The 22192-nt window shown below is 69.4% G+C and carries 20 protein-coding genes; 7 read left to right on the top strand and 13 right to left on the bottom strand.

Going from position 1 to position 22192, the window contains the following annotated elements:
• Position 1: 1 nt before the first annotated feature.
• The 5 genes from ACIBVN_RS20215 to ACIBVN_RS20235 all read right to left on the bottom strand — a co-directional run bounded on the left by ACIBVN_RS20215 (position 2) and on the right by ACIBVN_RS20235 (position 9905).
• Positions 2 to 2119 carry an RtcB family protein gene (locus ACIBVN_RS20215; protein WP_397138436.1) on the bottom strand — a complete coding sequence of 706 codons (2118 nt, stop codon included), beginning with the start codon at positions 2117 to 2119 and terminating at the stop codon, positions 2 to 4.
• Between the two features lie 118 nt (positions 2120 to 2237).
• Complete coding sequence (locus tag ACIBVN_RS20220; protein WP_397138438.1) at positions 2238 to 3833, bottom strand: carboxylesterase/lipase family protein; 1596 nt, start codon at positions 3831 to 3833, stop codon at positions 2238 to 2240.
• Positions 3834 to 4152: 319 nt separating this feature from the next.
• A complete protein-coding gene (locus tag ACIBVN_RS20225) occupies positions 4153 to 6948 on the bottom strand; it encodes a poly(A) polymerase (protein WP_397138909.1) in 2796 nt (931 codons plus the stop codon).
• Entirely contained in the window at positions 6948 to 8744 is a 1797-nt protein-coding gene (locus tag ACIBVN_RS20230; RefSeq protein WP_397138440.1) for an RNA ligase family protein, read from the bottom strand. The genes ACIBVN_RS20225 and ACIBVN_RS20230 overlap by 1 nt, the downstream gene beginning before the upstream one ends.
• 135 nt (positions 8745 to 8879) lie before the next feature.
• Positions 8880 to 9905: an ATP-binding protein gene (locus tag ACIBVN_RS20235; RefSeq protein ID WP_397138442.1), complete on the bottom strand. Its 1026-nt coding sequence runs from the start codon at positions 9903 to 9905 to the stop codon at positions 8880 to 8882.
• Positions 9906 to 10246: 341 nt separating this feature from the next.
• Here ACIBVN_RS20235 and ACIBVN_RS20240 point away from each other — a divergent pair, with 341 nt between their 5' ends.
• Positions 10247 to 10909 (top strand): DUF6461 domain-containing protein, encoded by a 663-nt coding sequence (locus tag ACIBVN_RS20240; protein WP_397138444.1) that lies wholly within the window; start codon positions 10247 to 10249, stop codon positions 10907 to 10909.
• Positions 10910 to 10976: 67 nt separating this feature from the next.
• Here the strand turns inward: ACIBVN_RS20240 and ACIBVN_RS20245 are convergent, their stop codons facing one another.
• Genes ACIBVN_RS20245 through ACIBVN_RS20260 form a run of 4 tightly spaced genes read right to left on the bottom strand, consistent with a single transcriptional unit; the run spans position 10977 to position 14522 of the window.
• A complete protein-coding gene (locus tag ACIBVN_RS20245) occupies positions 10977 to 11726 on the bottom strand; it encodes an SDR family oxidoreductase (protein ID WP_397138446.1) in 750 nt (249 codons plus the stop codon).
• A 14-nt stretch (positions 11727 to 11740) separates the two neighbouring features.
• Positions 11741 to 12328 carry an NADPH-dependent FMN reductase gene (locus ACIBVN_RS20250; protein WP_397138448.1) on the bottom strand — a complete coding sequence of 196 codons (588 nt, stop codon included), beginning with the start codon at positions 12326 to 12328 and terminating at the stop codon, positions 11741 to 11743.
• Positions 12325 to 13005, bottom strand: coding sequence for a DsbA family protein (locus ACIBVN_RS20255; RefSeq protein WP_397138450.1), 681 nt, complete (start codon positions 13003 to 13005; stop codon positions 12325 to 12327). Before ACIBVN_RS20255 ends, ACIBVN_RS20250 begins: the two co-directional genes overlap by 4 nt.
• Positions 13006 to 13016: 11 nt before the next feature.
• Positions 13017 to 14522 carry an MDR family MFS transporter gene (locus ACIBVN_RS20260; RefSeq protein WP_397138452.1) on the bottom strand — a complete coding sequence of 502 codons (1506 nt, stop codon included), beginning with the start codon at positions 14520 to 14522 and terminating at the stop codon, positions 13017 to 13019.
• Between the two features lie 86 nt (positions 14523 to 14608).
• Between ACIBVN_RS20260 and ACIBVN_RS20265 the strand changes: the two genes are divergently transcribed.
• From ACIBVN_RS20265 to ACIBVN_RS20285, 5 genes are all read left to right on the top strand, one after another.
• A complete protein-coding gene (locus ACIBVN_RS20265) occupies positions 14609 to 15352 on the top strand; it encodes a TetR/AcrR family transcriptional regulator (RefSeq protein WP_397138454.1) in 744 nt (247 codons plus the stop codon).
• A gap of 68 nt (positions 15353 to 15420) precedes the next feature.
• Entirely contained in the window at positions 15421 to 15726 is a 306-nt protein-coding gene (locus ACIBVN_RS20270) for a hypothetical protein (protein WP_397138456.1), read from the top strand.
• A gap of 10 nt (positions 15727 to 15736) precedes the next feature.
• Positions 15737 to 16192 (top strand): hypothetical protein, encoded by a 456-nt coding sequence (locus ACIBVN_RS20275; protein WP_397138458.1) that lies wholly within the window; start codon positions 15737 to 15739, stop codon positions 16190 to 16192.
• A 73-nt stretch (positions 16193 to 16265) separates the two neighbouring features.
• Positions 16266 to 16433 carry a Hin recombinase gene (locus tag ACIBVN_RS20280; RefSeq protein ID WP_397138460.1) on the top strand — a complete coding sequence of 56 codons (168 nt, stop codon included), beginning with the start codon at positions 16266 to 16268 and terminating at the stop codon, positions 16431 to 16433.
• A gap of 70 nt (positions 16434 to 16503) precedes the next feature.
• The gene (locus ACIBVN_RS20285; protein WP_397138462.1) at positions 16504 to 16764 is read left to right on the top strand and encodes a hypothetical protein; all 261 of its coding nucleotides are present in this window, start codon (positions 16504 to 16506) and stop codon (positions 16762 to 16764) included.
• Here the strand turns inward: ACIBVN_RS20285 and ACIBVN_RS20290 are convergent.
• Positions 16736 to 17419: a carboxymuconolactone decarboxylase family protein gene (locus ACIBVN_RS20290; RefSeq protein WP_397138464.1), complete on the bottom strand. Its 684-nt coding sequence runs from the start codon at positions 17417 to 17419 to the stop codon at positions 16736 to 16738. The two genes, ACIBVN_RS20285 and ACIBVN_RS20290, sit on opposite strands and share 29 nt — an antisense overlap.
• Positions 17420 to 17686: 267 nt before the next feature.
• Here ACIBVN_RS20290 and ACIBVN_RS20295 point away from each other — a divergent pair, with 267 nt between their 5' ends.
• Entirely contained in the window at positions 17687 to 18493 is an 807-nt protein-coding gene (locus tag ACIBVN_RS20295; RefSeq protein WP_397138466.1) for an endonuclease/exonuclease/phosphatase family protein, read from the top strand.
• A gap of 266 nt (positions 18494 to 18759) precedes the next feature.
• Here ACIBVN_RS20295 and ACIBVN_RS20300 read toward each other — a convergent pair whose 3' ends face one another.
• The 3 genes from ACIBVN_RS20300 to ACIBVN_RS20310 are packed head-to-tail and all read right to left on the bottom strand — an operon-like array spanning position 18760 to position 22171.
• Positions 18760 to 19500 (bottom strand): succinate dehydrogenase/fumarate reductase iron-sulfur subunit, encoded by a 741-nt coding sequence (locus ACIBVN_RS20300; RefSeq protein ID WP_397138468.1) that lies wholly within the window; start codon positions 19498 to 19500, stop codon positions 18760 to 18762.
• Positions 19497 to 21422: a fumarate reductase/succinate dehydrogenase flavoprotein subunit gene (locus ACIBVN_RS20305; protein WP_397138911.1), complete on the bottom strand. Its 1926-nt coding sequence runs from the start codon at positions 21420 to 21422 to the stop codon at positions 19497 to 19499. Before ACIBVN_RS20305 ends, ACIBVN_RS20300 begins: the two co-directional genes overlap by 4 nt.
• Complete coding sequence (locus ACIBVN_RS20310; protein ID WP_397138470.1) at positions 21422 to 22171, bottom strand: succinate dehydrogenase cytochrome b subunit; 750 nt, start codon at positions 22169 to 22171, stop codon at positions 21422 to 21424. The genes ACIBVN_RS20305 and ACIBVN_RS20310 overlap by 1 nt, the downstream gene beginning before the upstream one ends.
• Positions 22172 to 22192 lie beyond the last annotated feature (21 nt).

The raw sequence follows: 22192 nt of genomic DNA on the forward strand, positions 1-22192 counted from the left end.
GCTATCCCTTGTAGTTGAAGATCTGGCGCAGCGTGTGCTGCACCTCCACCAGATCCTCCTGGTCCGCCATCACCTGGTCGATGGGCTTGTACGCCTCCGGGTGCTCATCGACCAGCGCGGCGGCCCGGTTCGCGTTCCAGGTGCGGCCGCTCATCGCCTGAGTCAGCGAGGCCACCGACAGCTCCTTCTTCGCCTTTGTACGCGACATGCGCCGCCCCGCGCCGTGCGCGCAGGAGTTGTACGACTCGGGGTTGCCGCGACCGCGCACGATGTACGACCGGGTGCCCATCGAGCCCGGGATCACGCCCTCGTCACCGGTGTCGGCCTTGATGGCGCCCTTACGGGTGATCCACAGGCTCTTCCCGTAGTGGGTCTCCTGCTGGGTGAAATTATGGTGACAATTCCGGGTAAGGATGTTGTCCTCCAGCGCGAAGGCGTGGGTGCCGTCAACCACGGCGCAGAACACCTCCTCGACTCGGTCGGTCTCCTCAACCGCAGATACGGTCCAGCCTCGCCGTTCTACCGCACCACGACCCGCCTCGAATCGCTCCCGATGTTCCGGGATGAGGAAGAACGACGGGTCGAGGTCCCCGCGCATCAGCCCAAGCAGATAGAGCGAGGTCGGCTCAGTTCCATAGCCGATACGCTTGCGCTCGCGAATCCCGTAAGTACCGACGCCGATCAGGTTGCAGATCACCCGAACCTGCTCCAGGTGCTCGCGGGATGCAGACACAAGAGTGGGTCGGCCAGTCTTACCGACGTCGCCGTCGGCGGCGAAGTATCCAGCCACCCAGCCGTACAGGTAGGAACGTGGGCTGTCGAGGGATGGCGTGCTCGTCTTCCAATCAACAGGCAAACCGCCGATCATCTTCATGTTGTCGTACGTCCGCAGCGGCTTGCCGATGCCCTCGAAGAGATCCAGCAGGTGGAGATCTTTCTCACCGCAGAAGATCGCACGGGACCTGTTGGGCGATGTGACCGATCCGTCGCCGAAGACGAAACCCCGGGCGGCACCTCTCCGGTCCACGCTCATACCATCTGGCCTCTTGGCGAAGGTCCAAGCGAGACGGTCGCCTCGCTTCAGCTGGGCCGTTGTCAACTCGGCGGGCCGCTTCCCCCAGTACCGCGTGCCGCCGCTGCTATGTGTCCGAAGGAGCCACCGATGTTCGGGGGTGGCGTAGATGACCTTCTCGACACCGTTCCGCGACAACCGGACGCGCATGAGCTTCTGATGACCGAAGGATTGGACCGGAGCCTTGACCCATTCGCCATCGGTACTGAGCAGCTCATGGACGCCACCGGCCAGTTCAGCTATGGGCCGCACGCCCTCGCTCGTCATCACCCCAGTTTCGCCAGCAAAGCAATTGATCGTACGCACCCGCTGCCCCTTGCCGACGACCCGGAACAGGGCGTTGATGAGGACCTTATCCATCCGGGCACGCGAGGCCATGGCGTAGTGCTGCGCCCACAGCATGTCCTCGATGTACGCGGTGAACTCCGGCGTGCTCTGCACGAGGTAGGCCAGGTCCGGGTCCTCCAGGCCGACGGCCTGCTGCTTCATCAGCTTCTTCGCGCCCGTGATGTGCATCTGGGCGAGCTGGTTGCCGATGCCGCGCGACCCCGAGTGCAGCACGGTCCAGACGTGGTCCCGCTCGTCGAGGCAGACCTCGACGAAGTGGTTGCCGGACCCGAGGGTGCCGAACTGTTCGGCGACCTTCCTGGTCTGCTTCGGGTCGAGGTGTGTGTGCGGCAGCCCGAGGTCGCTGAGTGCGAGGTCGATGGACGGGTCATCGTGCCCCTTGCCGACGCCGGCGGGAATGCGGTGCTCCACCATCGGCATCAGAGCGGCGAGCGTCTCGGGCAGGTCCGCGGCCGTGAGCGAGGTCTCGGTGGCCACCATGCCGCAACCGATGTCCACGCCGACGGCGGCGGGGATGATCGCGTTCTCGGTGGGGATCACCGAGCCGACCGTCGCACCGATGCCGACGTGCGCGTCGGGCATGAGAGCGACGTGGCCGGAGACGAACGGCAGGCGTGCGGTGCGAGCGGCCTGCATGATCGCGCCTTCGTCGATCTCGCTGGCCCACGACAGCAGGTTCGGTGCGGGCTGGTTAGGCATGGGATGAATCTCCTCACTGGTTCTTGATCAGTGTGGCGTGACCAGGTAAGGAAATCCCATCCATTTTATCGAACGGGGAGTTTCCGATGAGAGCCCCGGCCGGGAGGTCGCTGTCGTGTCAGCCGTTCAGTGAGGTCCAGAAGTCGTAGTGGTGGTCGCGGGCGAAGTCGGCGGGCTTGATGCCGCGATCGCCGGGGGCCAGGGACTGGACATGGGGGTGTGCCGCGGTGAAGGGATGCCAGGCAGGCGCGCCCGAGCCGTTGGGGTCGCCGGTGCGGGCGAAGCGGGTCCAGTAGCCGATCATGTGGTCGGCCAGGTGGCGCTGCCGGTCGGTGAGGGGCTGGTTGTAGCCGACGTCGAACAGGTAGGGCAGTTCGGCTGCGTGGTAGGCGCCCATGTCGTACGGCTTGGGGAAGGCGGCGAACCACGGGGCGTCGGCGTCGGCGAACTCGAAGGCGTAGGTCGGGACCCGGGGTGTGAGCGCCTTGCCGGTGTCGAGGGCGGGGCGGGCGTATTGGGCGTCGGTCAGGGCGGTGGCCAGAGCCTGGCTGGGCGAGGCGTAGGCGGAGAGGGGGTAGCGGGCAAGGACCTTGCCGGCGTTGGCGCCGAAGGCGGCGCGGACCTCCTCGTCGTAGCGGTCGGCCGGGATCGGGCCCTGGTATTTGGCCATCTCCAGGCCCCAGACGTGCATGCGCTGCTCGTGGCGGTTGATGCCGTACAGCACCGGCACCTTGTGGAAGCGGCCGGTGGTGATGGCGCGGGCCGGGTCCAGCGGGAGGAACGTGCCGCCAACGACCGGGCCGAAGCCGGGCTGGGCCGGATCGGAGGCGGCCTGCAGCAGCTTCTCTGCCGGGATCGCGCGCAGTTGCCGGGCGGTCGGTGACTCGCCGAGGCCCAGCCGCTTGGCCAGGGCTCGGCCGTCGCGTTCGGCCTGCGTGCGCGGGCGGGGGTTGTTGCCCATGGCCAGGGAGGGCGACCACGGGGCGGTGCAGGGGGCGCTCTGCAGGATCGCGCGGTGGAAGAGCCCGGCCGATCGGGGGGCTGCCAGGTGGGCGCAGGCGGCGATGGCTCCGGAGGACTCGCCGAACAGCGTGACGTTGTGCGGGTCGCCACCGAAGGCGGCCGCGTTGCGCCGGACCCAGCCCAGGGCGGCCTGCTGGTCGGCCAGCCCGTAGTTGCCGGACAGGCCGTCGGCGTCGTGCAGGGCCGGGTGAGCCAGGAAGCCGAAGGCGCCGAGCCGGTAGTTGACGGTCACCACGATCACTTTCCCTCGATCGGCCAGGCGCCGGGCGTCGTACAGGTGGCCGGCGCCGTCCTTGAAGCTGCCGCCGTGCAGCCACACCATCACCGGCAGCTTGCGGCCCTGCTTGAGACGGGGGGTGGTCACGTTCAGGTACAGGCAGTCCTCGCTGGTGCTGTCGCCGCCCAGGTGGTCGCCGGTCTGCGCGCACATCGGGCCGGGGGTGGTGGCCTGGCGCGGCTGGGTCCAGGCCGCGGCCGGGCGGGGCGCCCGCCAGCGCAGCTCGCCCACCGGCGGGGCGGCGTACGGGATGCCGAGGAACGAGCGGTAGTCCTCGGCGAGGATGCCACGCACCGGTCCCCGGTCGGTTTGGACCAGTGCCTCGCTGTCCGCGGCCGCCGCCGAGGGGGCCATGATCGCCCCTGCCACGGCCATGGCGGTCAGTCCTGCTGCGTGCTTGCCCATGCCGGTCATCTGTCCAGCTCCCTCACATCAGTGATCTTTCCGCGTCGAGAACTGTACAACCGACTTAGGCATATGCGCAAGACGCTTGATTAAGGCGTACGCCTAATACGTTCGTCTGATTATCCCGGTAGGCTGCGACCTCGCCGGAGGGGCCAGCATGGCGGCCGTCGGCTACCACTTCGGCTCCAAGGAGGCGCTGCTCAATGAGGTCCTGGCACAGGCTTCGCAGGAATGGGCCGAGCAGCTGGCCCAGGTGCTCGGCGGCCGCGGACCAGGCGCTCCTGGCCGGCGTCATGGCCCAGCTCCTGATCGACCCCGAACGAGCTCGTCAGGTCAAGGTGGGTACGGCGCCGCGCTCGGCCCGCTGCACCCTGACCCCGGGCAGGCCCCTGGCCCACCGGCTGGTGATCTCGGCGAGCTGCGCGGCCTGCGGGGGCGTGTGGCCCAGGCCTATGGCGTATCGCGCTGATCGAGGTCCGGTCTCGAACGCGCGCGGCCAGGCGTGGGCGTCCGGCACTCCGCTCTCTTCCAGGGCGGCGAGCAGCTCCAGCATCCGCCCCCGCACCCGGCCGAGCGTCGCGTCAAGCTCCTCGGCGCGGTCGGCGCTTACGGTCAGCACCGCCCAGGCCGCGTGACGGCGGTGGAGGGGCGGAGGGGCGAGGAGTTCCGCTGAGCGGCCCTTCTCCGTGAGCTCCCATGCCTCATAGAGCTCTTGAGCGATCAGCTCGAGGCCGCCGGGGGTGACCTGGCGGGCGCAGTTGCGTATGGGATCGCTGGGGGTCATCACCGTGATCGGGGCCGGTTCCTGCGGGGCGGTGACGGGGGTGAGGGCGATCGGGTCTCGCCAGTTCCAGGCGGCCCACGTGCTGAAGAAGAGGCCGGGCAGGTCGTCGGCGGGGCGGTCGCCGCCCTCGCGTACGGTGTGCGCGGCCATGACCGTCCAGGCCAGGCCGGGAAGTCCGCCGAACGGGGCCGAGTCCAGGCCGCGTGCCCGCGCCCACGCCTTCACCTGCCGGGCAAGGTGGGCGAAGCGGGCGTGGTCATGGCCGACGAAGGCGCGGATCGTGTCCGCGTCGCTGACCGCGCTCATGGCGAGCGCGGCCGCCGGACCCATCTCGGCTCGGCGGGCCAGCGCCTGCTCGGAGGGGAGCGCTCCGGTGGAGACCACGGTCAGATCCACGTCCAGGCCGGCCACGCGGAACCGCAGGCCCGGCACCCGGGCGCCGATCACCTGGCGCAGCCGGGCGGCGGCGGGCAGCGCCGCCCGTATCCGGGCTTCGACCTCGGCCATGTCCGTTTCGCCGGGCAGCGCCGCCACCAGGTCCAGGTCCGCTTCCTGGAGCTCGCATCCCATGCGCCGGGATCCGGCGACGTACACGATCCCCGGCTGCAGCACCTCCCGCAGCTGCCGCTCCACCTGCCCAGCCTCCCGATCCGGCCGGCTTGTCTCGCCGGCCGCAGCCTCGGGCAGCCAGCGGAGCTCCCCCGTTCCCAGGGTGATCAGCGCTCGCGGGCGCATGGGCTCGTCGGCGCGACGGGACAGCAGCACCAGCTCCCCGACCTGCGCCGTCATCCCGTCCAGGCGAATCGTGGTGAGACGCTCCGGATCTTCGGTGCGGCCGAGCGTCAGGTGCGGGGTGAAGCCTTCCAGCCGTCCCTTGCAGCGGGGGAAGCGCCGTTCCAGCGCATTTCGTAACCGAGCCCAGGGCTCCGAACCGTCGGCGGCGGGGTCGAGCCAGACGGTCGCGTCGTCGCGATGCCGGAAGGCACGCACCCCTTCCAGCCGGGCTGTGAAGGGCTCGACCTCGGCGCTCGCCGCTGCCAGCAACGGCGCCGCCGCCTCGAACTCCGACTCGGGCACGAAGCCGAAGAGCAGGTTGACGTGCGGCGGCCAGCGGTCGTGCTGCGGATCGTGCTTGCGGCGGACGTCCTGGATCGGCGGCCACAGGTCCCGCGGCGGTATCCATGCCACCGCCGTACGGGCCGTCGGCGACACGTCGAGCACGTCGTCGCGGTCGCCACCGGTGACGTCAAGGACCGCCTCGACCCTGTAGTGGTCGGAGACGTACAGCCCCTCGGGAGTGGGTGTGTCGCCGTGCAGGGTCGCCGAGATGACCCGGGGCCGTCCACGGAGCAGGACCCGATCCAGGCGCGCGGCGCGACCGGACCGCGAGGAGATCGCCGCCAGCGGGTTGGCGTCCGGGTCGAATGTGGGGGTCTGGTCGGGTCCGTGCGCCTCCGTCCAGGCGTCGCGGAGGGCGAGCGCGGACGCGGGGGTGTCCGTGCCGTCGTTGAAGTCGCCCAGCAGGATCAGGTCGCCGTCCACGCCGGCCAGCCCTTCGGCGATCCGGGCCAGCTCGGCCCGCCGCCTGGCCTCCCCGTCGCTGGAATGGTCGCTGGTCAAGTGAGTGACGGCGACGACGAGAGCGCCGATGGCGGTGTCCACGGTGATGGCGGCCACCGCCTTGTGCGGGCCGAGCTCGTGCCGTGCCGCCTCCCGTACGGGCAGTCGGCTGAGCAACAGCAGGCCGCTGTCGTCGACGTCCGAGCCGTTCGGGTCGGTGCCGATGGTGTAGTGGGCGCGTACCCAGGGGGCGGCCATCAGCATCGACAGCAGCGCGGGCTCCGCCTCCTGCAGTGCGATGACGTCCGCGTCAGCCTCCTCCAGGGCCGTCAAGAGCAGCGGGCGGCGCTGGGCGGTGTCGATGCGGTCGCTGTCGTAGCGGTCCCACAGCGTGTTCCACGTCAGCACGCGCGGGGTGGCCGTGGGGGGCCTGTGTCCGGAGTGCTCGCGCCCCGAGACGGGCAGCCATCCGCCGGCGGGGTCCCAGGCGTGCGGGGTCCTGGCCGTGAAGAACGGCGGTCGCAGGCGGCGTGGGTCCCGTGCCCGGCCGGCCTCGCAGCTGTCGATGAGGTCCACGCCTGTGGCGCGGTCCCAGACCAGCTCGCCGTCCGCTTCGACGAACAGCACCCGGTGCCAGGGGATGTCGCCGCCCGGCGTGAAAGCGGGCAGCGGGACACGCTTGGGGGCCGCGTCCCGCTGGCCGACTCCCAGGACGAACCGGGACTGGTCGAACCGCGGGTCCCAGCGGACCCGGTGGTAGATCTCCTCGCTGGTACGCATCACGTCTGCTCCCCGTCCAGGGCGCCGTCCGCATCCTCGACCGTTCCCGATGCCCCGACGTACCAGGTGCGATGGGCCTGGCCGGGATAGGGCGGTACGAACCGGCGCACCTGCGCGGCGAGCACGTGCGACGGCACCGGATGGGCGCGGCGGGCGTTGCGGCGGTGGAGTTCGTCCTCCTCCGCCAGCACGACCGCGTGCGTCGTCAGCGCGTCGCGGCGGCGCGCCACAGCGTGGACCAGGGAGCGCTGGTGTTTGTTGAGCGAGGTGGCGTCCCACACCACGCTGCCGCCGGCGGCCAGCGCGGCGTCGAGCCGGTCCAGGCCCTCGCCGAGCACCTCCTGGTTGTCCCGCTGGTCCGCCCGCGAGCCCCTGGCCTGGCGCAGGTCGTCCAGCGAGAGGTACGCGTCGATCCCCGGCAGCCCCGCCGCGAAGGTGCTCTTCCCGCTGCCCGACGGCCCGACGAGATGCACCAGCCGGGGGAACCGCCCGGACCGCCACCGCCAGGTCGCCGACACGGCCTCCTCGGCCGTGGCCACCCGCCCCCTGGCCCAGGCGTCGCGCGCCTCCGCCCAGCACCGGTCGGCCGCCTCGGCGCCGAGCCCGGACAGGGCTTCGCGCAGGCCGGCCCGCAAGGACTCCAGCGGCGCCGGCCCGAGCAGCCCGGCGTCCTCGGCGTGCAGGGCCGACCATTCGACCTGCTCGCGTGCCTGGCCGGCGGCGCCGTCAGCGCGCCCGGTCAGCACGGCCGCCGCGACGGCGTGCAGCACGCCCAGGTCGGCGGCGAACGCCATGTGCGCCAGTCCGGCACGCCGCTCCTCGTCCGGGTACGGCCGGTGGAGGGCGACGTGCAGCCCGGCCAGGTCCGCGACCTGCCGCGCCAGCCGCATGCCCAGCGGCCCCACCAGCCGGGCCGCCAGCCAGGCCCGCGGCGTGGAATGCAGCGCGGCGGCCAGCACGCCCGCCAGCCGGGCATCCCCATGCCGCCCGATCACATCGAGCCGGCCCGCCACCGCCGCCGCGACCCTGGCAAGATCCTCAGGGACAACATCCCCGGCTTCGGCGCTGGCGGGATCCGCCACCCTGCCCAGAGCAGGGTCCTCGACGGGGATGCCTACGGCGGCCAGCAGGGCGGTCACGTCGGGATCAGCGCCCGAGCGCACCGACCACAGCGCCGCGGCCGGGCCCAGACCGTTCGGCACGACGGTGGCGTGCATCCAGTGCGTGCCGGTCCGTACGTGCCGCGGCCGCACCCACTTGGCCACCCTCCCCGCGAACTCCTCCCGCGCGAACCCGTCGACGGCCCGCACCACGTAGCCTTCCTGCCGCTCCGTGTCCAGCCGCAACCCTCGCAGCGCCCGCTCGTCGAAGACGCCGCGCCACAGCACCTGCGGCGCCGGAATCCCCAGCCCTCGCAGAAAGGCGACCGTGCGGTCCCAGTCCAGGCACCGATCGCCGTCCCAGACCGAGAACCCGTAGAACCAGCTGTCCAGCTCCTGGTAGGCGATGGAGTGCCGGGCGTACACGTTCTCCCCGCACAGCCGCCACCCCGCCGGGAGCCTCGGCCCGATCCGCCCCTGCAAGCCCTTGACCCACGCCCGGGAGGGATGGTGGGCCGAGTCCAGTGACCGGGCGTGCATCCCGTCGGAGTAAAGAGTGGTGTTCTCCCCGTCGAGCTTCTCGGTGACCACGACCTCCTGCCCCCGCAGCCCGGACAGGTCGCCCGCGCGCACGTCGTCCGGGGTCGCGCCGGGTGACCAGGGCAGGTGAGGGGTGCGCGGGTAGTGCACGCGCATGATTCCCTCCCCTGACGAGCCTTCGGCCCGGGTCACTGTACAAGTGGGAAGAAAAGCGGATCCATTCAATAAACCCCGCTCAGTTGCAGCAGCGGTCGTCGCGGACGATGGTCTCTCCGACGTCGAAGGCCAAGGTCAGCGCGGAACGACCACAGGGTCGCCGAGGTCGAGCAGGGCAGGCAGATCGACCAGCAGAACATCTCCCCTGCGACGTGCCGTACCGACGAGATCCGGCTGGAAACCCTCCATCGCGAAAAGAGCCAAGAGCGTCGACGCGGTGTCATGCCCATGTTCTGTCAGCACCTCTTTGAGCCGGTCCAGCCGGTCGAGATCCCCCATGCTCCGTTGGGTGACCGTCGCCTTCGCCTCGCCGATGAGGCTGATAGTCGCCCTCCCTGACCGCTTGTCCAGCGCAATGACGTCGATCTCATGCTTGGCCTGCCCCTTCCTGTCGTTGACGACGGTTCCCGTCACCAGACCGGCATTTCCCCGCAGAGCCGGATCGGCCTGCCCCCGGAGCCATGCTCGGCCGCAACTCTCGAAATGCGGCCCCAGAATGCGAGCGACAAACGTAGGCCGCGAGCGCTGCCATGCCTCCGCCGACTGTCCGGTCTCGACGAGATCGCGCTGCGGCACAGTGATCAGGTTGTGGAATCGGACGATGGGATCGGCAACCGTGATGACCGGACGCCTTTCCCATAGCGGGTCAGTCTCGTACCGCAGATATCCCGCGGCCACCAGCGCGTCGATCGGCCGTGCCAGGGACGAGCGTGGCTGCTCCAGCAATCCGCCGATCTTCGCCGGACTGGTGGCCCCATTAGCGACCGCATTGATGATCGCGTAGTGCAACGCGCTGCCGGTGAATTTGGGATCCTCCCGCAGCAGATACTCCGCTTCACTTCCAGAGAAGAGCGCCTGTCGCGGGTCCAGCACGGTCGCGGTAACCCAGGCATCCACTTCCTCGGAGGTCTGCGGAGGGCTCACATTGGACAGATTGCGATAGCCGGGAGCGCCGCCGAGAATCGCGTGCACTCGCAATGCCGCTGCCGGATCCTCGATTCCCCAATGCCGTGCCGTGGTGGCCAGATCGAACGGATGGAGCCGGAGATCGATCGCCGCCCGCCCACGCAGTGGCTTCGTACCGGAGAGCAGTTCGTTCATCACGGACATGGCCGACCCGCAGACAATCACTCGTCCGCCCGTCACACCCTGACCAGCCTGGGAGTGGTCGTAGAGCAGTTGTAGAAGACCAGGCAGTTTCGGGGAGTGTGCCATGTCCGCTGAGAGCCCCTGAGCCTGATAGCGCTGCCAGGACGCGGTTTGAAACGAACGGTCGAACTGGCCCTGAACAGGGAGATGTCCAAAGTGGTCACGTCGGTGCGGAGCACTCCCGCGCGGTGGGCGCGGTCACGCGTGTCCGAAGCGGAGCGGGGCCTTGCCAATCGACCGCTTGGGGTGGTGGCCGATCTCGGATTGTCGGTACGGCCCGCCACCATGGCCGCATGACGACAACCGATCCCTTAGCCCCGTTCCAGTGGCTCAACGTGTCCGAGGACGAGGGCGGCGGTCCACTGGACGTGATCTTCAGCGTGGCCTTCTTCCGCGGACTCGACCCGGCGGAGGTGGTGCGCCGCTTCAGCCGCGGCGAGGACTCCGGCCAGGCATCGGACTTCGACGGACTCAACGACAAGGCCGAGGAGTTCGTCAACGAGACGGACGGCGGGGACGGCGGCGGCTACGTGGGCGTCTTCCAGGCCGGCGAGTGGTGCGTGGCCATCGAGCCCCACGGCTGGATGGTCACACTCCACGAGGTGGTGACCGAGCTGTCGCGCGGCTGCGAGGCGCTGGCGGTCACCCGGCACGACTACGCCGCCGAGCACAGCTTCGAGTACGCGATCGACGGCACGATCGTCACCGGCTACGCGCTACGGCACCCATACGAGCGTTACGGCTCCCAACCTGACCGGCTCAACGGCTTCATGCGGGAGCTGGGCATGGGGCTGGACGAGCCGGAGGACGACGCCGCATGGGAAGCCGCATGGGAGGACAACTGCAACACCGCTGTACCAAGGGGTTTCGCCCTGGCGGCGAAGGTCACCGGGGTGCCGTTCACGCCGGACATGCTCGGCCGCCCGATGCTCGTGGGGCCCATCGCGGAAAGATGATCGCCTTTGTCGGACGAAATGGCTTATACGACATGGCGCCGGTCTGCCCTGGTTTCACCAGCGTGAGCTACATGGTTGTCCCGCCCGAGACGTCGAGGCGGTGCCCGGTGATGTAGCGGCTGTCGTCGGAGGCCAGGAAGGCGACGGTGTCGGCCACGTCCTCCGGCGTGCCCAGCCGCCCGAGGGGGGTCTGCGACGACAGCCAGGCCAAGGCCTCGCCGACCAGGCGCCCTTCGTGCATGTCGGTGTCGATGACGCCGGGGGCCACGATGTTGACCGTGATGCCGCGTGACCCGAGCTGCTTGGCCAGGGCGGTGGTGAGGACGTCGAGTGCCGCCTTGGACATGGCGTAGTCGATCGCCCTGGGCATGGCCGCTCCTCGGGTCAGCATGGTGCCCACGGTGATGATCCGGCCTCCGTCGCGCAGCCGTGGCAGGGCTTGCTGGGTGATGAAGAACGGGGCGGTGGTGTTGATCGCGAACAGGTGCTCGAAGCCTTGCCGGGTGACGCCGTCGATCTCGGCCTGGCCTCCGAGGATGCCCGCGTTGTTGACCAGGATGTCCAGCCCGTCGGCGTGGGCGTCGAAGCCGGCCCACAGGGTTTCGGCGTCGCCCGGCGCGCCCAGCTCGGCCTGGATGGCGAAGGCCTGTCCGCCTGCCGCTTCGATGATGGCGACGGTGTCCTTGGCGGCGGCGTGGTTGCTGCCGTAGTGCACGGCGACGCGGGCGCCTTCGCGGGCCAGCCGGGTGGCGATCGCGCGGCCGATGCCCCGGCTGGCGCCGGTCACCAACGCCGTCTTTCCGGTCAATGTCATCATGATCCCGCCTTTCGTCATGCGGTGTAGGGGGTGGTGGCTTTGGCGTCGCGCAGGATCCGCGCCCACCACGTCACTTGGTCGAGAAGGGTCTTGGCGGCCGCGGCCGGTCCGACGGGGTCCTTCGGCTGCCCGTCGCTGTCGAAGCACTCCCAGGCGCCGTGGAAGCTGACGGTGTCCCGGGTGGTGACGGCGTGCAGCTCGGCGAAGACGGCACGCAGGTGCTCCACCGCGCGCAGGCCCCCGGAGATGCCGCCGTAGGAGACGAACGCCACCGGCTTGGCATGGAACTGCTGGTTGTGCCAGTCGATGGCGTTCTTCAGCGCGGCCGGGTAGCTGTGGTTGTACTCGGGGGTCACCACCACGAACGCGTCGGCGGCCGCCAGCCGCGGAGTCAGCGCCCCCAGGGCCTTAAGCACCGGCTCCGGCACGGACATCGACGGGGCCGCGGCCCCGATCGGCACGTCGGCCAGATCGATCACGTCCACGTCGAGGTCAGGGCGCGCTGTGGCCTGGCCGGCGAACCAGGTGGCCACGGTCGGGCCGAGGCGGCCGTCACGGACGCTGCCGACGATGACGGCCAGCCGCAGCGGGTCATCGGTCACGGGTGTTCTCCCTTCATGGCGGCGGCCTGTCGCAGGGCCGCCAGCAGTGTGGTCTCGCTCTGGGATCCGGTGAACGGGGGCAGGCCCTCGATGAGGAAGACCGGCACGCCGGTGATACCGAGGCGGCGTACTCGGTCGAGCCGGGCGCGCACGACAGCAGAGGGCACACTGCCGGTGGCGACGCCGACCTCGGCGGCCGGCCGGGCGAGCGTGGCGGAGTCGCTGCCGGTGGCGACGCCGACCTCGGCGGCCAGGTGGGCGAGCGTGGTGGGGTCGCCGATGTGCAGCCCGTCGGTGAAGTGGGCGCGGAAGAGGCGTTCCGCCATGGGCTCGCCCTTGTTCTGGAGCGCGGCGTCGGCGATGAGACGGTGCGCCTCGAAGGTGCCGGTGGCGATGGCCTTGCCGTACTCGAGCCGGAGGCCTTCGCGAGCCGCGCGTTCGGCGAAGGCGAGCGCGCCGTCGACCGCTTGCGGGCCGAAGGTCTGTTCCAGGACGGCGAGCAGCGGCTGCCCCTCGGTGGAGGCGCCCGGAGCGAGTTCGAAGGGCAGGAACTCCACCGCCACCTCGATGCCCTCGGCCCTGACCTGGTCGGCGGCGCGGGCGAAGCGGGTGTAGCCGAGGTAGGAGTGCACGCAGATGACATCCACCACGAGCTGGGCTTTCACGCTGTGCGGCATGGGTCCCTGCCTCACGCGGCCGCGGTGGCGGGTTCGGCCGACGGGGTCCGGTCACGCAAGGGGACCTCGCGGACGAACCAGGCCAGCGCGAAGGCGAGGACGCCCAGCGCGGCCGCGCCGAGGGCCATGGCGTGGATGCCGCTGGAGACGGCGAGGTGGACCGCCTCCCGGGTGGAGGCCGGAAGGTGGGCGAGCGCGCCGGGGGTCAGCTGGCCGGAGGCGATCCGGGTGCCGTCGGCTGCGCCGAGGCGGTCGATGAGGGTGTCCTGCAGCCGGGCGGTGTACAGGGCGCCGAGGGCGGCCACGCCCAGCGAGGCGCCCATGGTGTGCCAGAGGGTGACCGAACCGCTGGCCGCCCCCATGTCGCGCGGCTCGGCGCTGTTGATGGTGATGATCGTGGTGGACTGCATCAGCAGGCCCACGCCCAGGCCGCCGATCAGCGTGAGACCGGAGGCGAGTGCCAGGTTGGTACCGGGCCGCAGCACGAGCAGCAGGAGCATGCCGACGGTCACGGTGGCGCCGCCGAGTATCGGGTAGATCCGGTAGCGGCCGGTGCTGCTGATGAGCCGACCGGTGCCGATCAGCACGGCGACCATGCCCAGCATCGAGGGCAGGATCAGCATGCCGCTGGCGACCGGTGAGACGCCCTGCACCAGCTGCATGTACTGCGGCAGGAAGGTGGCCGCGACCACCATGCCGACACCACCCAGGAAGCGGATGACCTGGGCAAGGGTGAAGTTGCGGTCGGCGAACAACCGCAGCGGGACGATCGGTTCGGCCGCACGCCGCTCTGCGAACACCAAGGCGACCAGCGCCGCCGACCCGATCAGCAACAGCCCGAGAATCGGGGTCGAACCCCAGGCATACCGGGTGCCGCCCCAGCTGGCGACCAGACTCAGCGCCACCAGCGCCACCGTCAGCAGCAGCGCCCCCAGGTAGTCGATCCGCGCTCTGAACCGGCGCGGCTCCAGCCGTACGGCGGCGCCGATGAGCAGCAGAGCGACCGCCCCGATGGGGAGATTGACGAAGAACGCCCACCGCCAGCCCAGTTGCTCGGCGAACAGGCCGCCGAGCAACGGCCCTGCGATGAAGGCGATCGGCATCATCGTCCCGAACAGCCCCATGAGCCTGCCGCTGTGCCGGGGCGGCACCAGTTCGCCGATCAGCGCCAGAGCCCCGGTCATCAGGCCCCCCGCGCCCAGCCCCTGCACCATCCGGAAGCCGACGAGCTGGATCATGTCCTGCGCCACCCCCGACAGGACCGATCCCAGCAGGAAGAGCACGATCGAGGCCATGTAGACCGGCTTGCGGCCGTACAGGTCGCCGAGTTTCCCCCAGATCGGGGTCGAGGCGGCCATGCAGATCAGGTAGGCCGTGGCCACCCAGGAGAAGTACTCCAGGCCGCCGAGATCCCGCACGATCGCCGGCAGCGCGGGCCCGAGCATCATGCCGTCCAGCGGGGCTGTGATCATGCCGAGCAGCACGCCGATCACGCCCGTGCGAAGCGATGGATCCACGCGTTCCCTCCATTCGCGTACTACGTACTCGAAATGGGACCATAGCCATTCAGGTACCATGTACGCAAATAGGGAGAGGGGCACAGGTGGCCGACGAGGAACCGACCAGCATCTGGATGCAGCCAGAGCGGCAAGAACGCTCAGGACCGGGACGGCGCCCCGGCTACAGCCGCGCGCAGGTCACCCGGACGGCCGTCCAGATCGCCGACGCCGAGGGGGTGGAGGCCGCGACCATGCGGCGGATCGCCTGCGAGCTGGGCACCGGCGCCATGTCGCTCTACCGCTACGTGCCCCGGCGCGACGACCTGTTCGACCTCATGATCGACCTGGCGATGGGCGAGATCGAGCTTCCCGACGGCCCCTCTGGTGACTGGCGAGGCGACCTGACGCTCCTGGCCCGGCAGATCCGCGCCGCGGGCCTACGTCATCCCTGGCTGATCGCGCTGCTCACCAGCCGGCCCACCCTGGGCCCCAGCCTGCTGCGCGCGCACGAGTTCGCCCTCGGCGCGTTCGACGGGATCGGACTCGACATCGACGACGTCACCGGCTTCGTCGGCATGCTCAACGACTACATCAACAGCGCGGTCCGCCGCGAGATCGGCTGGCTGGAAGAGGCCCGCCGCACCGGGCTGGACCCCGAGCGCTGGAAGCGCGACTACATCGGGCCGTACGTGCGCCAGGTCGTCGAATCCGGCGCCTTCCCGCTGTTCAGCCGGTCAGTGCTCGACTCACGCACCGCCCACCTCACCCCCGACGAGCGCTTCCAGCACGGGCTCGACCGCATCCTCGATGCCATCGCCGCGCTCATCGCGTCACTCCGCTCCCGTTGACCAGGAAGGCGGTTCCGCTTCCGTGAAGGAGCAGGGGAATGTGCATGAGCTCCTGACTCCTCTCCGTCGTGGGCGAACACGGCGGTGAAGTCGCGCTCCTCGATCGTCCCCACGCGCTTCTCGATCCACTCACCGTCACGGCGTTCAAGCCGGTATCGCTCGATCACGTCGGGCGCGTCGCCGCACACCGCGGCGGGGTGTGGAGTCGAACGCGCCTCGTACGGCTCCGCCCGCCCGGTGGTTCAGGCGTCCCGGTGGGCCACCCCATTGATCATGCAGTTCCCGGCGCGTTAGCCATCTCGTTGCCTGCTGGACATCTGCAATTGGTGGCCGAAACCTACGGTTCTGACCTGACCGTATTGATCACTCCTTGAGGAGATCCCTGTGAAGTTCGCCAAGATCGGTGTCGCCACCCTCGCCCTGCTGGGCGCCGGCATCGCCCCCGTCACGCTCACCGCCACCCCCGCCGACGCCGCATCCTGCAGCGGCAGGCTGCTGTACCCCACCATCGCCATCAAGAAGGGCAACACCACGTACGGCGTCCTGAAGCTGTACTACAACTCCTCGACGGGCAAGAACTGCGCCCGGGTCGACCGCACGGTGGACTACGGCACCCGGAAGGGCATGATCCTCTCGCTGTACGCCTGCGGTAAGGGCTGGAGCGTGAACAAGTGCCACCGGGACTTCTACGACGTCGGCCAGGACAGCGGACAGTTCGCCAAGTACGCCGGCCCCGTCACGGTGAACGGCAGGGACCGCTGCCTCCAGGTGCAGGCGAACGTCCAGGCCAGGAACAACTCCTGGGCCTTCTACAACAGCCCCCTCTTCCACTGCGACTGACCGGCCGTCCGGTTCACGACCGAAGGCGGATAAGACCGCGCCCGCGGCCGGCGCGTGGGACGCCCCGTCGGCGATGACCTCCGAGCAGATCCGGCACACCCGCGCCCTGCTCAATCGACCGGAGAATTCCACCTCCTCCATCGCCCGCCTGACCATCTACAAATACGTTCCCGAGCTCGCGACGGGCCGCCTCACCGTCGACCGGCCAACGGCGCAGGCCGCGCCGGAACCGAGGAGCTGATTTCCCAGTTCAGGGCCTATTTGGCGACTGATGCCACGTCGCTTGACGGCACCCCCAAGGGAGCAGCCGCATGCGCTGGCGGGTCCACTCGGAAGAACCGCTGCACGCCGGCTTCCGGCTCGATGTACGCGTGGCCGATGTGGAACTTCCGGACGGAAGACATCTCGATCACCGGCTCATCCGCACCGCGCCGGGAGCCGGCGCAGTGGTCAGCGATGAGCAGAACCGTGTGCCGCTGATCTGTCGGCACCGCTTCATCGCTGACGCCTGGCGCTGGGAGATCCTGACGCGTCCCTCCCGTGTCAGACCCGGGTGGCGCCGAGTTCGGTGAGCAGGGCGTCGAGCACGTGCATGGCACGCCATGCCTTGGTCATGCCGAACTGCGCGGAGAACCGTACGACGGCGCGGACCTCCTCCGGTGTGGCGCCGGCGCCCAGGGCGCGCGTCAGGTGGGCGCGGAAGCTCTCCTGCAAGGTCTGGAAGAGCACATCGACGGTCATCGTGATGAACGCGCGCTCACGGACCGACAGCAGCCGCATGTCGGCGCGCATCCGCGACTGCAGGTCCATGTAGATGCCGAACGGCACGTCGAGAGCGGCCACGGCCTGCCGCATCGACTCGGGGAGCGGGCTGCCCGTGCCGTTGGCGTTCACCTCGTGGCCCTGGCCGGTGGGGGCGGGCAGGGCGTGCTCCCGCTCCAGGTCCGTCAGGCGGGCGAGCGCCGCCAGGGCGGCGGGGTAGCCGCTGTCGTAGGCGACGAAGCGGAGCAGCTCACGCAGGTCGTCGGCCGACAAGCCGCAGTCGACCGCCCTCGCCACGTGCTGCTGGAAGGGCAGGCCGAGGGTCTGCTGGCAGACGTCGGCGGTGAGGCACAGCAGGACCTTCTCGCGCGTGGTCAGCTCCGGGATCTCGTCCGAGAGCAGACAGTCGGTGGCGGCGCTCATCTCGGCGAACACCGGGTCCAATGCCTTCACCTGGTTCTCCATGGGAACTTCTCCTTATGTGAACGGTTGTAGCGCTACGAGCGTAATGCAACAGTCGTTCACCTACAAGAGGGAGCCATGCGCTGCCCGTGAGAGGCGCTGCACGAGAGCCCGCTCAAGCAGCGGGTGGCCATGCCGTTCAGGCAGGCCGCAGTGGTCTCACCGGATCTGAGTGCGGAGGTTCACGGGCTGTGTCGATCGGCTGAGGGCCATGAACAAAGCATCCGGTCAGATCCGGCTTTCAGCCCGCCCACCGGGTAGCGCCGACATATGCGCGTCGCCACGCTGAATCTCTGGGCCAGACACGGCTGCTGGAGTAAGCGCAGGGAAGTACTGATCGCAGGGTTACGCGACCTGCGCCCGGATCTCGTCGCCTTCCAGGAGTCGGTCGTGACAGAGGACTACGACCAGGTCGTCGACCTGCTGGGCGCTGACTACCACGTCGTTCATCAGGAAGAGGGAGAAGCCGATGGCACCCGAGCCTCGATCGCGAGTCGCTGGCCTCTGGGCGATGTTCGGCAGACCAGGCTCGCCGTCACCACTCGCGTGGACCCGTCGGAGTTCGCCGGCTGGATCGGACTCACCGAGGTCCTGGCGCCAGAACCGTTGCTGTTCGTCAACCACAAGCCCTCCTTTCGCCTTGGCCACGAGCATGAGCGTGAACTGCAGGCCGTCCAGGCAGCGAAGCTGATCGAGGAGGTGCTCGCTGATCGGAATCTGCACGTGGTGGTGGCCGGAGACTTCGACGCGCCGCCAGAGGCGGCCAGCATCCGCTTCTGGAGCGGCCTGCAATCTCTACGGGAAACAAGCGTGGCCTATCGCGATGTGTGGCGATGGGCTCATCCACACGATCCGGGGCACACCTTCACCCCGGTCAATCCCCTCGTGAAGAACGGAAACTGGCCGTTGGAGACGGGTAGACGCATCGACTACCTCTTCGTCCGCTGTCACGGAAACGGCCCGACGCTACGCCTGGTGGACTGCTGGCAGATCTTCAACCAGCCGGTGAACGGCGTCTGGGCCAGCGACCACTTCGGCCTTGCCGCGGATCTGGAAGAGGTCCAGCAACAACTCTAGGAGGAGTTATCAGGGCCTGAGTCGGCCTCCGGTCCAGATGGGTTTCCACCCTGAAACGGGCAAGCAGGACGCGCAGGCGGAGCCTGCGCGTTGGGGAGAGCGTCTTCGCGAAGCGAAGCCCTACAGGGGTCGAGGCCCGGCTCGACTGGGAGCGACGCCTGAGCCCCGAGCGCGAAGCGCCTCTTTGGGAGGCCCTTTCGCCTCGGGGCGGGCATCAGACGGCCCCCACCCGGATGGGCAACGGGTGGGAGGAGCCGGTCCGCCTACTACTTGGCGTTGGCCTTGAGGTAGTCGGAGTTCATGCGGCCGATCGTGTCCAGCGGGATGCCCTTCGGGCACACCGCCGTGCACTCGCCCGTGTTCGTGCAGCCGCCGAACCCCTCCGCGTCCATCTGGTCCACCATGGCCTTGGCGCGCGCGAGGCGTTCCGGCTGGCCCTGGGGCAGGAGGCTCAGGTGGGTGATCTTGGCGGCGGTGAAGAGGGAGGCCGAGCCGTTGGGGCAGGCCGCCACGCAGGCGCCGCAGCCGATGCACGTGGCCGCGTCGAAGGCCGCGTCCGCGTCCTCCTTGCGTACGGGGACGCTGTGGGCGTCCGGGGCCGAGCCGGCCGGGACCGAGACGAAGCCGCCCGCCTGGATGATCCGGTCGAAGGCGCTGCGGTCCACGACCAGGTCCTTGACGACCGGGAAGGGGGCCGCGCGCCACGGCTCGATGGTGACCTCGGCGCCGTCCTCGAAGTGGCGCATGTGCAGCTGGCACGTCGTCGTGGCGCGCTGCTCGCCGTGCGCGACGCCGTTGATGACCATGCCGCACATGCCGCAGATGCCCTCGCGGCAGTCGTGGTCGAAGGCGATCGGGTCGTCGCCCTCCAGGATGAGGCGCTCGTTCAGGACGTCCAGCATCTCCAGGAAGGACATGTCCGGGGAGATGTCCTCCACCCGGTACGTCACCATCCGGCCGGAGTCGGCAGGCCCGCTCTGACGCCAGACCTTAAGGGTCAGGTTCACTTGTAGCTCCGCTGGGTCATCTTGACGTACTCGTACTCGAGCGGTTCCTTGTGCAGCACCGGCTCACCGGAAGGGGAGAACTCCCAGGCGGACACGTGCGCGAAGTTCTCGTCGTCGCGCAGCGCCTCGCCGTCGGCGTCCTGGGACTCGGCGCGGAAGTGGCCGCCGCAGGACTCCGTGCGGACCAGGGCGTCCAGGCACATGAGCTCGGCCAGGTCGAAGAAGTCGGCGACCCGTCCAGCCCGCTCAAGCACCTGGTTGAGCTCCTCGGCGGTCCCGGTCACCTTGACGTTGCGCCAGAACTCCTCGCGCAGCTCGGGGATGCGCTCCAGCGCCTTGCGCAGCGACTCCTCCGTGCGCTCCATGCCGCAGTAGTCCCACATGAGCTTGCCCAGCTCGCGGTGGAAGGAGTCAGGAGTACGGTCGCCGTTCACGGACAGCAGCCGGTCGATCTTCGAGCGGACCTTGATCTCGGCCTGCGCCACGGCCTCCTCGTCCACGTCGCCGAACGGCCCGGCGGCCAGGTAGTCGCCGATGGTGGTCGGAAGCACGAAATATCCGTCGGCCAGGCCCTGCATCAGCGCCGACGCGCCGAGGCGGTTCGCGCCGTGGTCGGAGAAGTTGGCCTCACCGATGACGAAGAGTCCCGGGATCGTCGACTGCAGGTCGTAGTCCACCCACAGCCCGCCCATCGTGTAGTGGACGGCCGGGTAGATGCGCATCGGCACCTCGTACGGGTTCTCGCCCGTGATGCGCTCGTACATCTCGAACAGGTTGCCGTACTTCTTCTCCACGGCGTCGCGCCCGAGGCGGTTGATGGCGTCGCGGAAGTCCAGGTACACGCCGAGGCCGCCGGGTCCGACGCCGCGGCCCTCGTCGCAGACGTTCTTGGCGGCGCGGGAGGCGATGTCACGCGGGACCAGGTTGCCGAAGGCCGGGTAGATCCGCTCCAGGTAGTAGTCGCGCTCCTCGTCCGGGATGTCGCCGGGAGCACGGTCGTCGTTCTTGCGCAGCGGCACCCACACGCGGCCGTCGTTGCGCAGCGACTCCGACATCAGCGTCAGCTTCGACTGGTACTCGCCGGAGACGGGGATGCAGGTCGGGTGGATCTGCGTGTAGCAGGGGTTGGCGAAGTACGCGCCGCGCTCGTGCGCCCGCCAGATCGCCGTCGTGTTGCAGCCCTTGGCGTTCGTGGACAGGAAGAACACGTTCCCGTAGCCGCCCGTGGCCAGCACCACGGCGTCGGCGACGTGGCGCTCGATCTCACCGGTCACCATGTCGCGCACGATGATGCCGCGCGCCCGCCCGTCGGCAACGATCAGGTCGAGCATCTCGTGCCGCGTGTACATGGTCACGTTCCCGGCCGCGACCTGCCGCTCGAGCGCCTGGTACGCGCCCAGCAGCAGCTGCTGCCCCGTCTGGCCGCGGGCGTAGAACGTACGGGAGACCTGGGCGCCGCCGAACGAGCGGGTGTCCAGCAGGCCTCCGTACTCGCGGGCGAAGGGCACGCCCTGCGCCACGGCCTGGTCGATGATGTTCACCGACACCTGGGCGAGGCGGTAGACGTTCGACTCGCGGGCGCGGAAGTCGCCGCCCTTCACCGTGTCGTAGAAAAGGCGGTAAATGCTGTCACCGTCGCCGCGGTAGTTCTTCGCGGCGTTGATCCCGCCCTGCGCGGCGATGGAGTGCGCGCGGCGCGGCGAGTCCTGGTAGCAGAACGACTTGACGTTGTAGCCCAGCTCGCCCAGCGTCGCCGCGGCCGAGCCGCCCGCCAGCCCGGTGCCGACCACGATCACGTTGAGCTTGCGCTTGTTGGCGGGGTTGACCAGCTTCGCGCTGAACTTCCGCTTCTCCCACCGCTCCTCGACGGGCCCGGCCGGAGCCTTGGTGTCCCGGATCTCCGGGCCTTCCGTAAACCTAATCACTTCACAACTCCGAACGTGATCGCGAGGGGCGGGGCCAGGAAGCCGAGGACCAGCACGATGGACAGCAGCCCCGCGATCGGCCGAAGAGCCTTGTCCCGCGTGTGGTTGGCCCAGCCGAGGGTCTGGAAGGCGCTCCAGACGCCGTGCCGCAGGTGCATGCCGACCATGACGACGGCCACCACGTAGATCAGGGTCACCCACCACCGGGACGGGTCGAAGCCGGCGATCATCCGGTCGGCGGGCGCGGAGTCGTAGCCCTTGGGGTTCACGACGCCGAAGGTCAGGTCGAGCAGGTGCCAGACGAGGAAGAGCACGATCGTGATGCCGCCGAAGCGCATGATGTGCGTCGCGTAGCCGTTCGCCTGCGACTTCTTGGCGACGTACTTGACCGGTCTGGCGTGGTGGGCCCGCCGCGCCAGCGAGATGGCGGCCCACATGTGCAGGACGACCGACGCGACGAGGCCGATCTCGAGCACGGTCAGCACCGTCCGGTACGGCACGATCGGCTCGAGGAGCGTGCGCAGCGCGTGCGCGTACTCGTTGAACGAGTCCTTGCCGAGGAAGATCTTGAGGTTGCCCAGCATGTGGAGGACGAGGAACGACACCATCACGGCCCCCGTGACGGCCATGACGACTTTCTTGCCGTTCGACGAGCGCAGGAACCCGCCGGGCCTCCTGCTCGTTGGAGCGTTCTTGGGAGATGTAACAGGCGCGGTGGCTGCGCCGCGCTCTATCGTGGCAGTCACATCGTCAAACGCTAGGTATCC

Source organism: Nonomuraea sp. NPDC049400, assembly GCF_044466425.1.
Taxonomy (GTDB): Bacteria; Actinomycetota; Actinomycetes; order Streptosporangiales; family Streptosporangiaceae; genus Nonomuraea.

Bases quoted from the DNA above. Each gene is read 5' to 3' on its own strand.
- ACIBVN_RS20245 (WP_397138446.1), bottom strand. From the start codon at position 11,726: ATGATGACATTGACCGGAAAGACGGCGTTGGTGACCGGCGCCAGCCGG.
- ACIBVN_RS20235 (WP_397138442.1), bottom strand. From the start codon at position 9,905: ATGAACGAACTGCTCTCCGGTACGAAGCCACTGCGTGGGCGGGCGGCG.
- ACIBVN_RS20255 (WP_397138450.1), bottom strand. From the start codon at position 13,005: ATGCCGCACAGCGTGAAAGCCCAGCTCGTGGTGGATGTCATCTGCGTG.
- ACIBVN_RS20295 (WP_397138466.1), top strand. From the start codon at position 17,687: ATGCGCGTCGCCACGCTGAATCTCTGGGCCAGACACGGCTGCTGGAGT.
- ACIBVN_RS20230 (WP_397138440.1), bottom strand. From the start codon at position 8,744: ATGCGCGTGCACTACCCGCGCACCCCTCACCTGCCCTGGTCACCCGGC.
- ACIBVN_RS20285 (WP_397138462.1), top strand. From the start codon at position 16,504: ATGCGCTGGCGGGTCCACTCGGAAGAACCGCTGCACGCCGGCTTCCGG.
- ACIBVN_RS20280 (WP_397138460.1), top strand. From the start codon at position 16,266: ATGACCTCCGAGCAGATCCGGCACACCCGCGCCCTGCTCAATCGACCG.
- ACIBVN_RS20215 (WP_397138436.1), bottom strand. From the start codon at position 2,119: ATGCCTAACCAGCCCGCACCGAACCTGCTGTCGTGGGCCAGCGAGATC.
- ACIBVN_RS20220 (WP_397138438.1), bottom strand. From the start codon at position 3,833: ATGACCGGCATGGGCAAGCACGCAGCAGGACTGACCGCCATGGCCGTG.
- ACIBVN_RS20290 (WP_397138464.1), bottom strand. From the start codon at position 17,419: ATGGAGAACCAGGTGAAGGCATTGGACCCGGTGTTCGCCGAGATGAGC.
- ACIBVN_RS20240 (WP_397138444.1), top strand. From the start codon at position 10,247: ATGACGACAACCGATCCCTTAGCCCCGTTCCAGTGGCTCAACGTGTCC.
- ACIBVN_RS20225 (WP_397138909.1), bottom strand. From the start codon at position 6,948: ATGCGTACCAGCGAGGAGATCTACCACCGGGTCCGCTGGGACCCGCGG.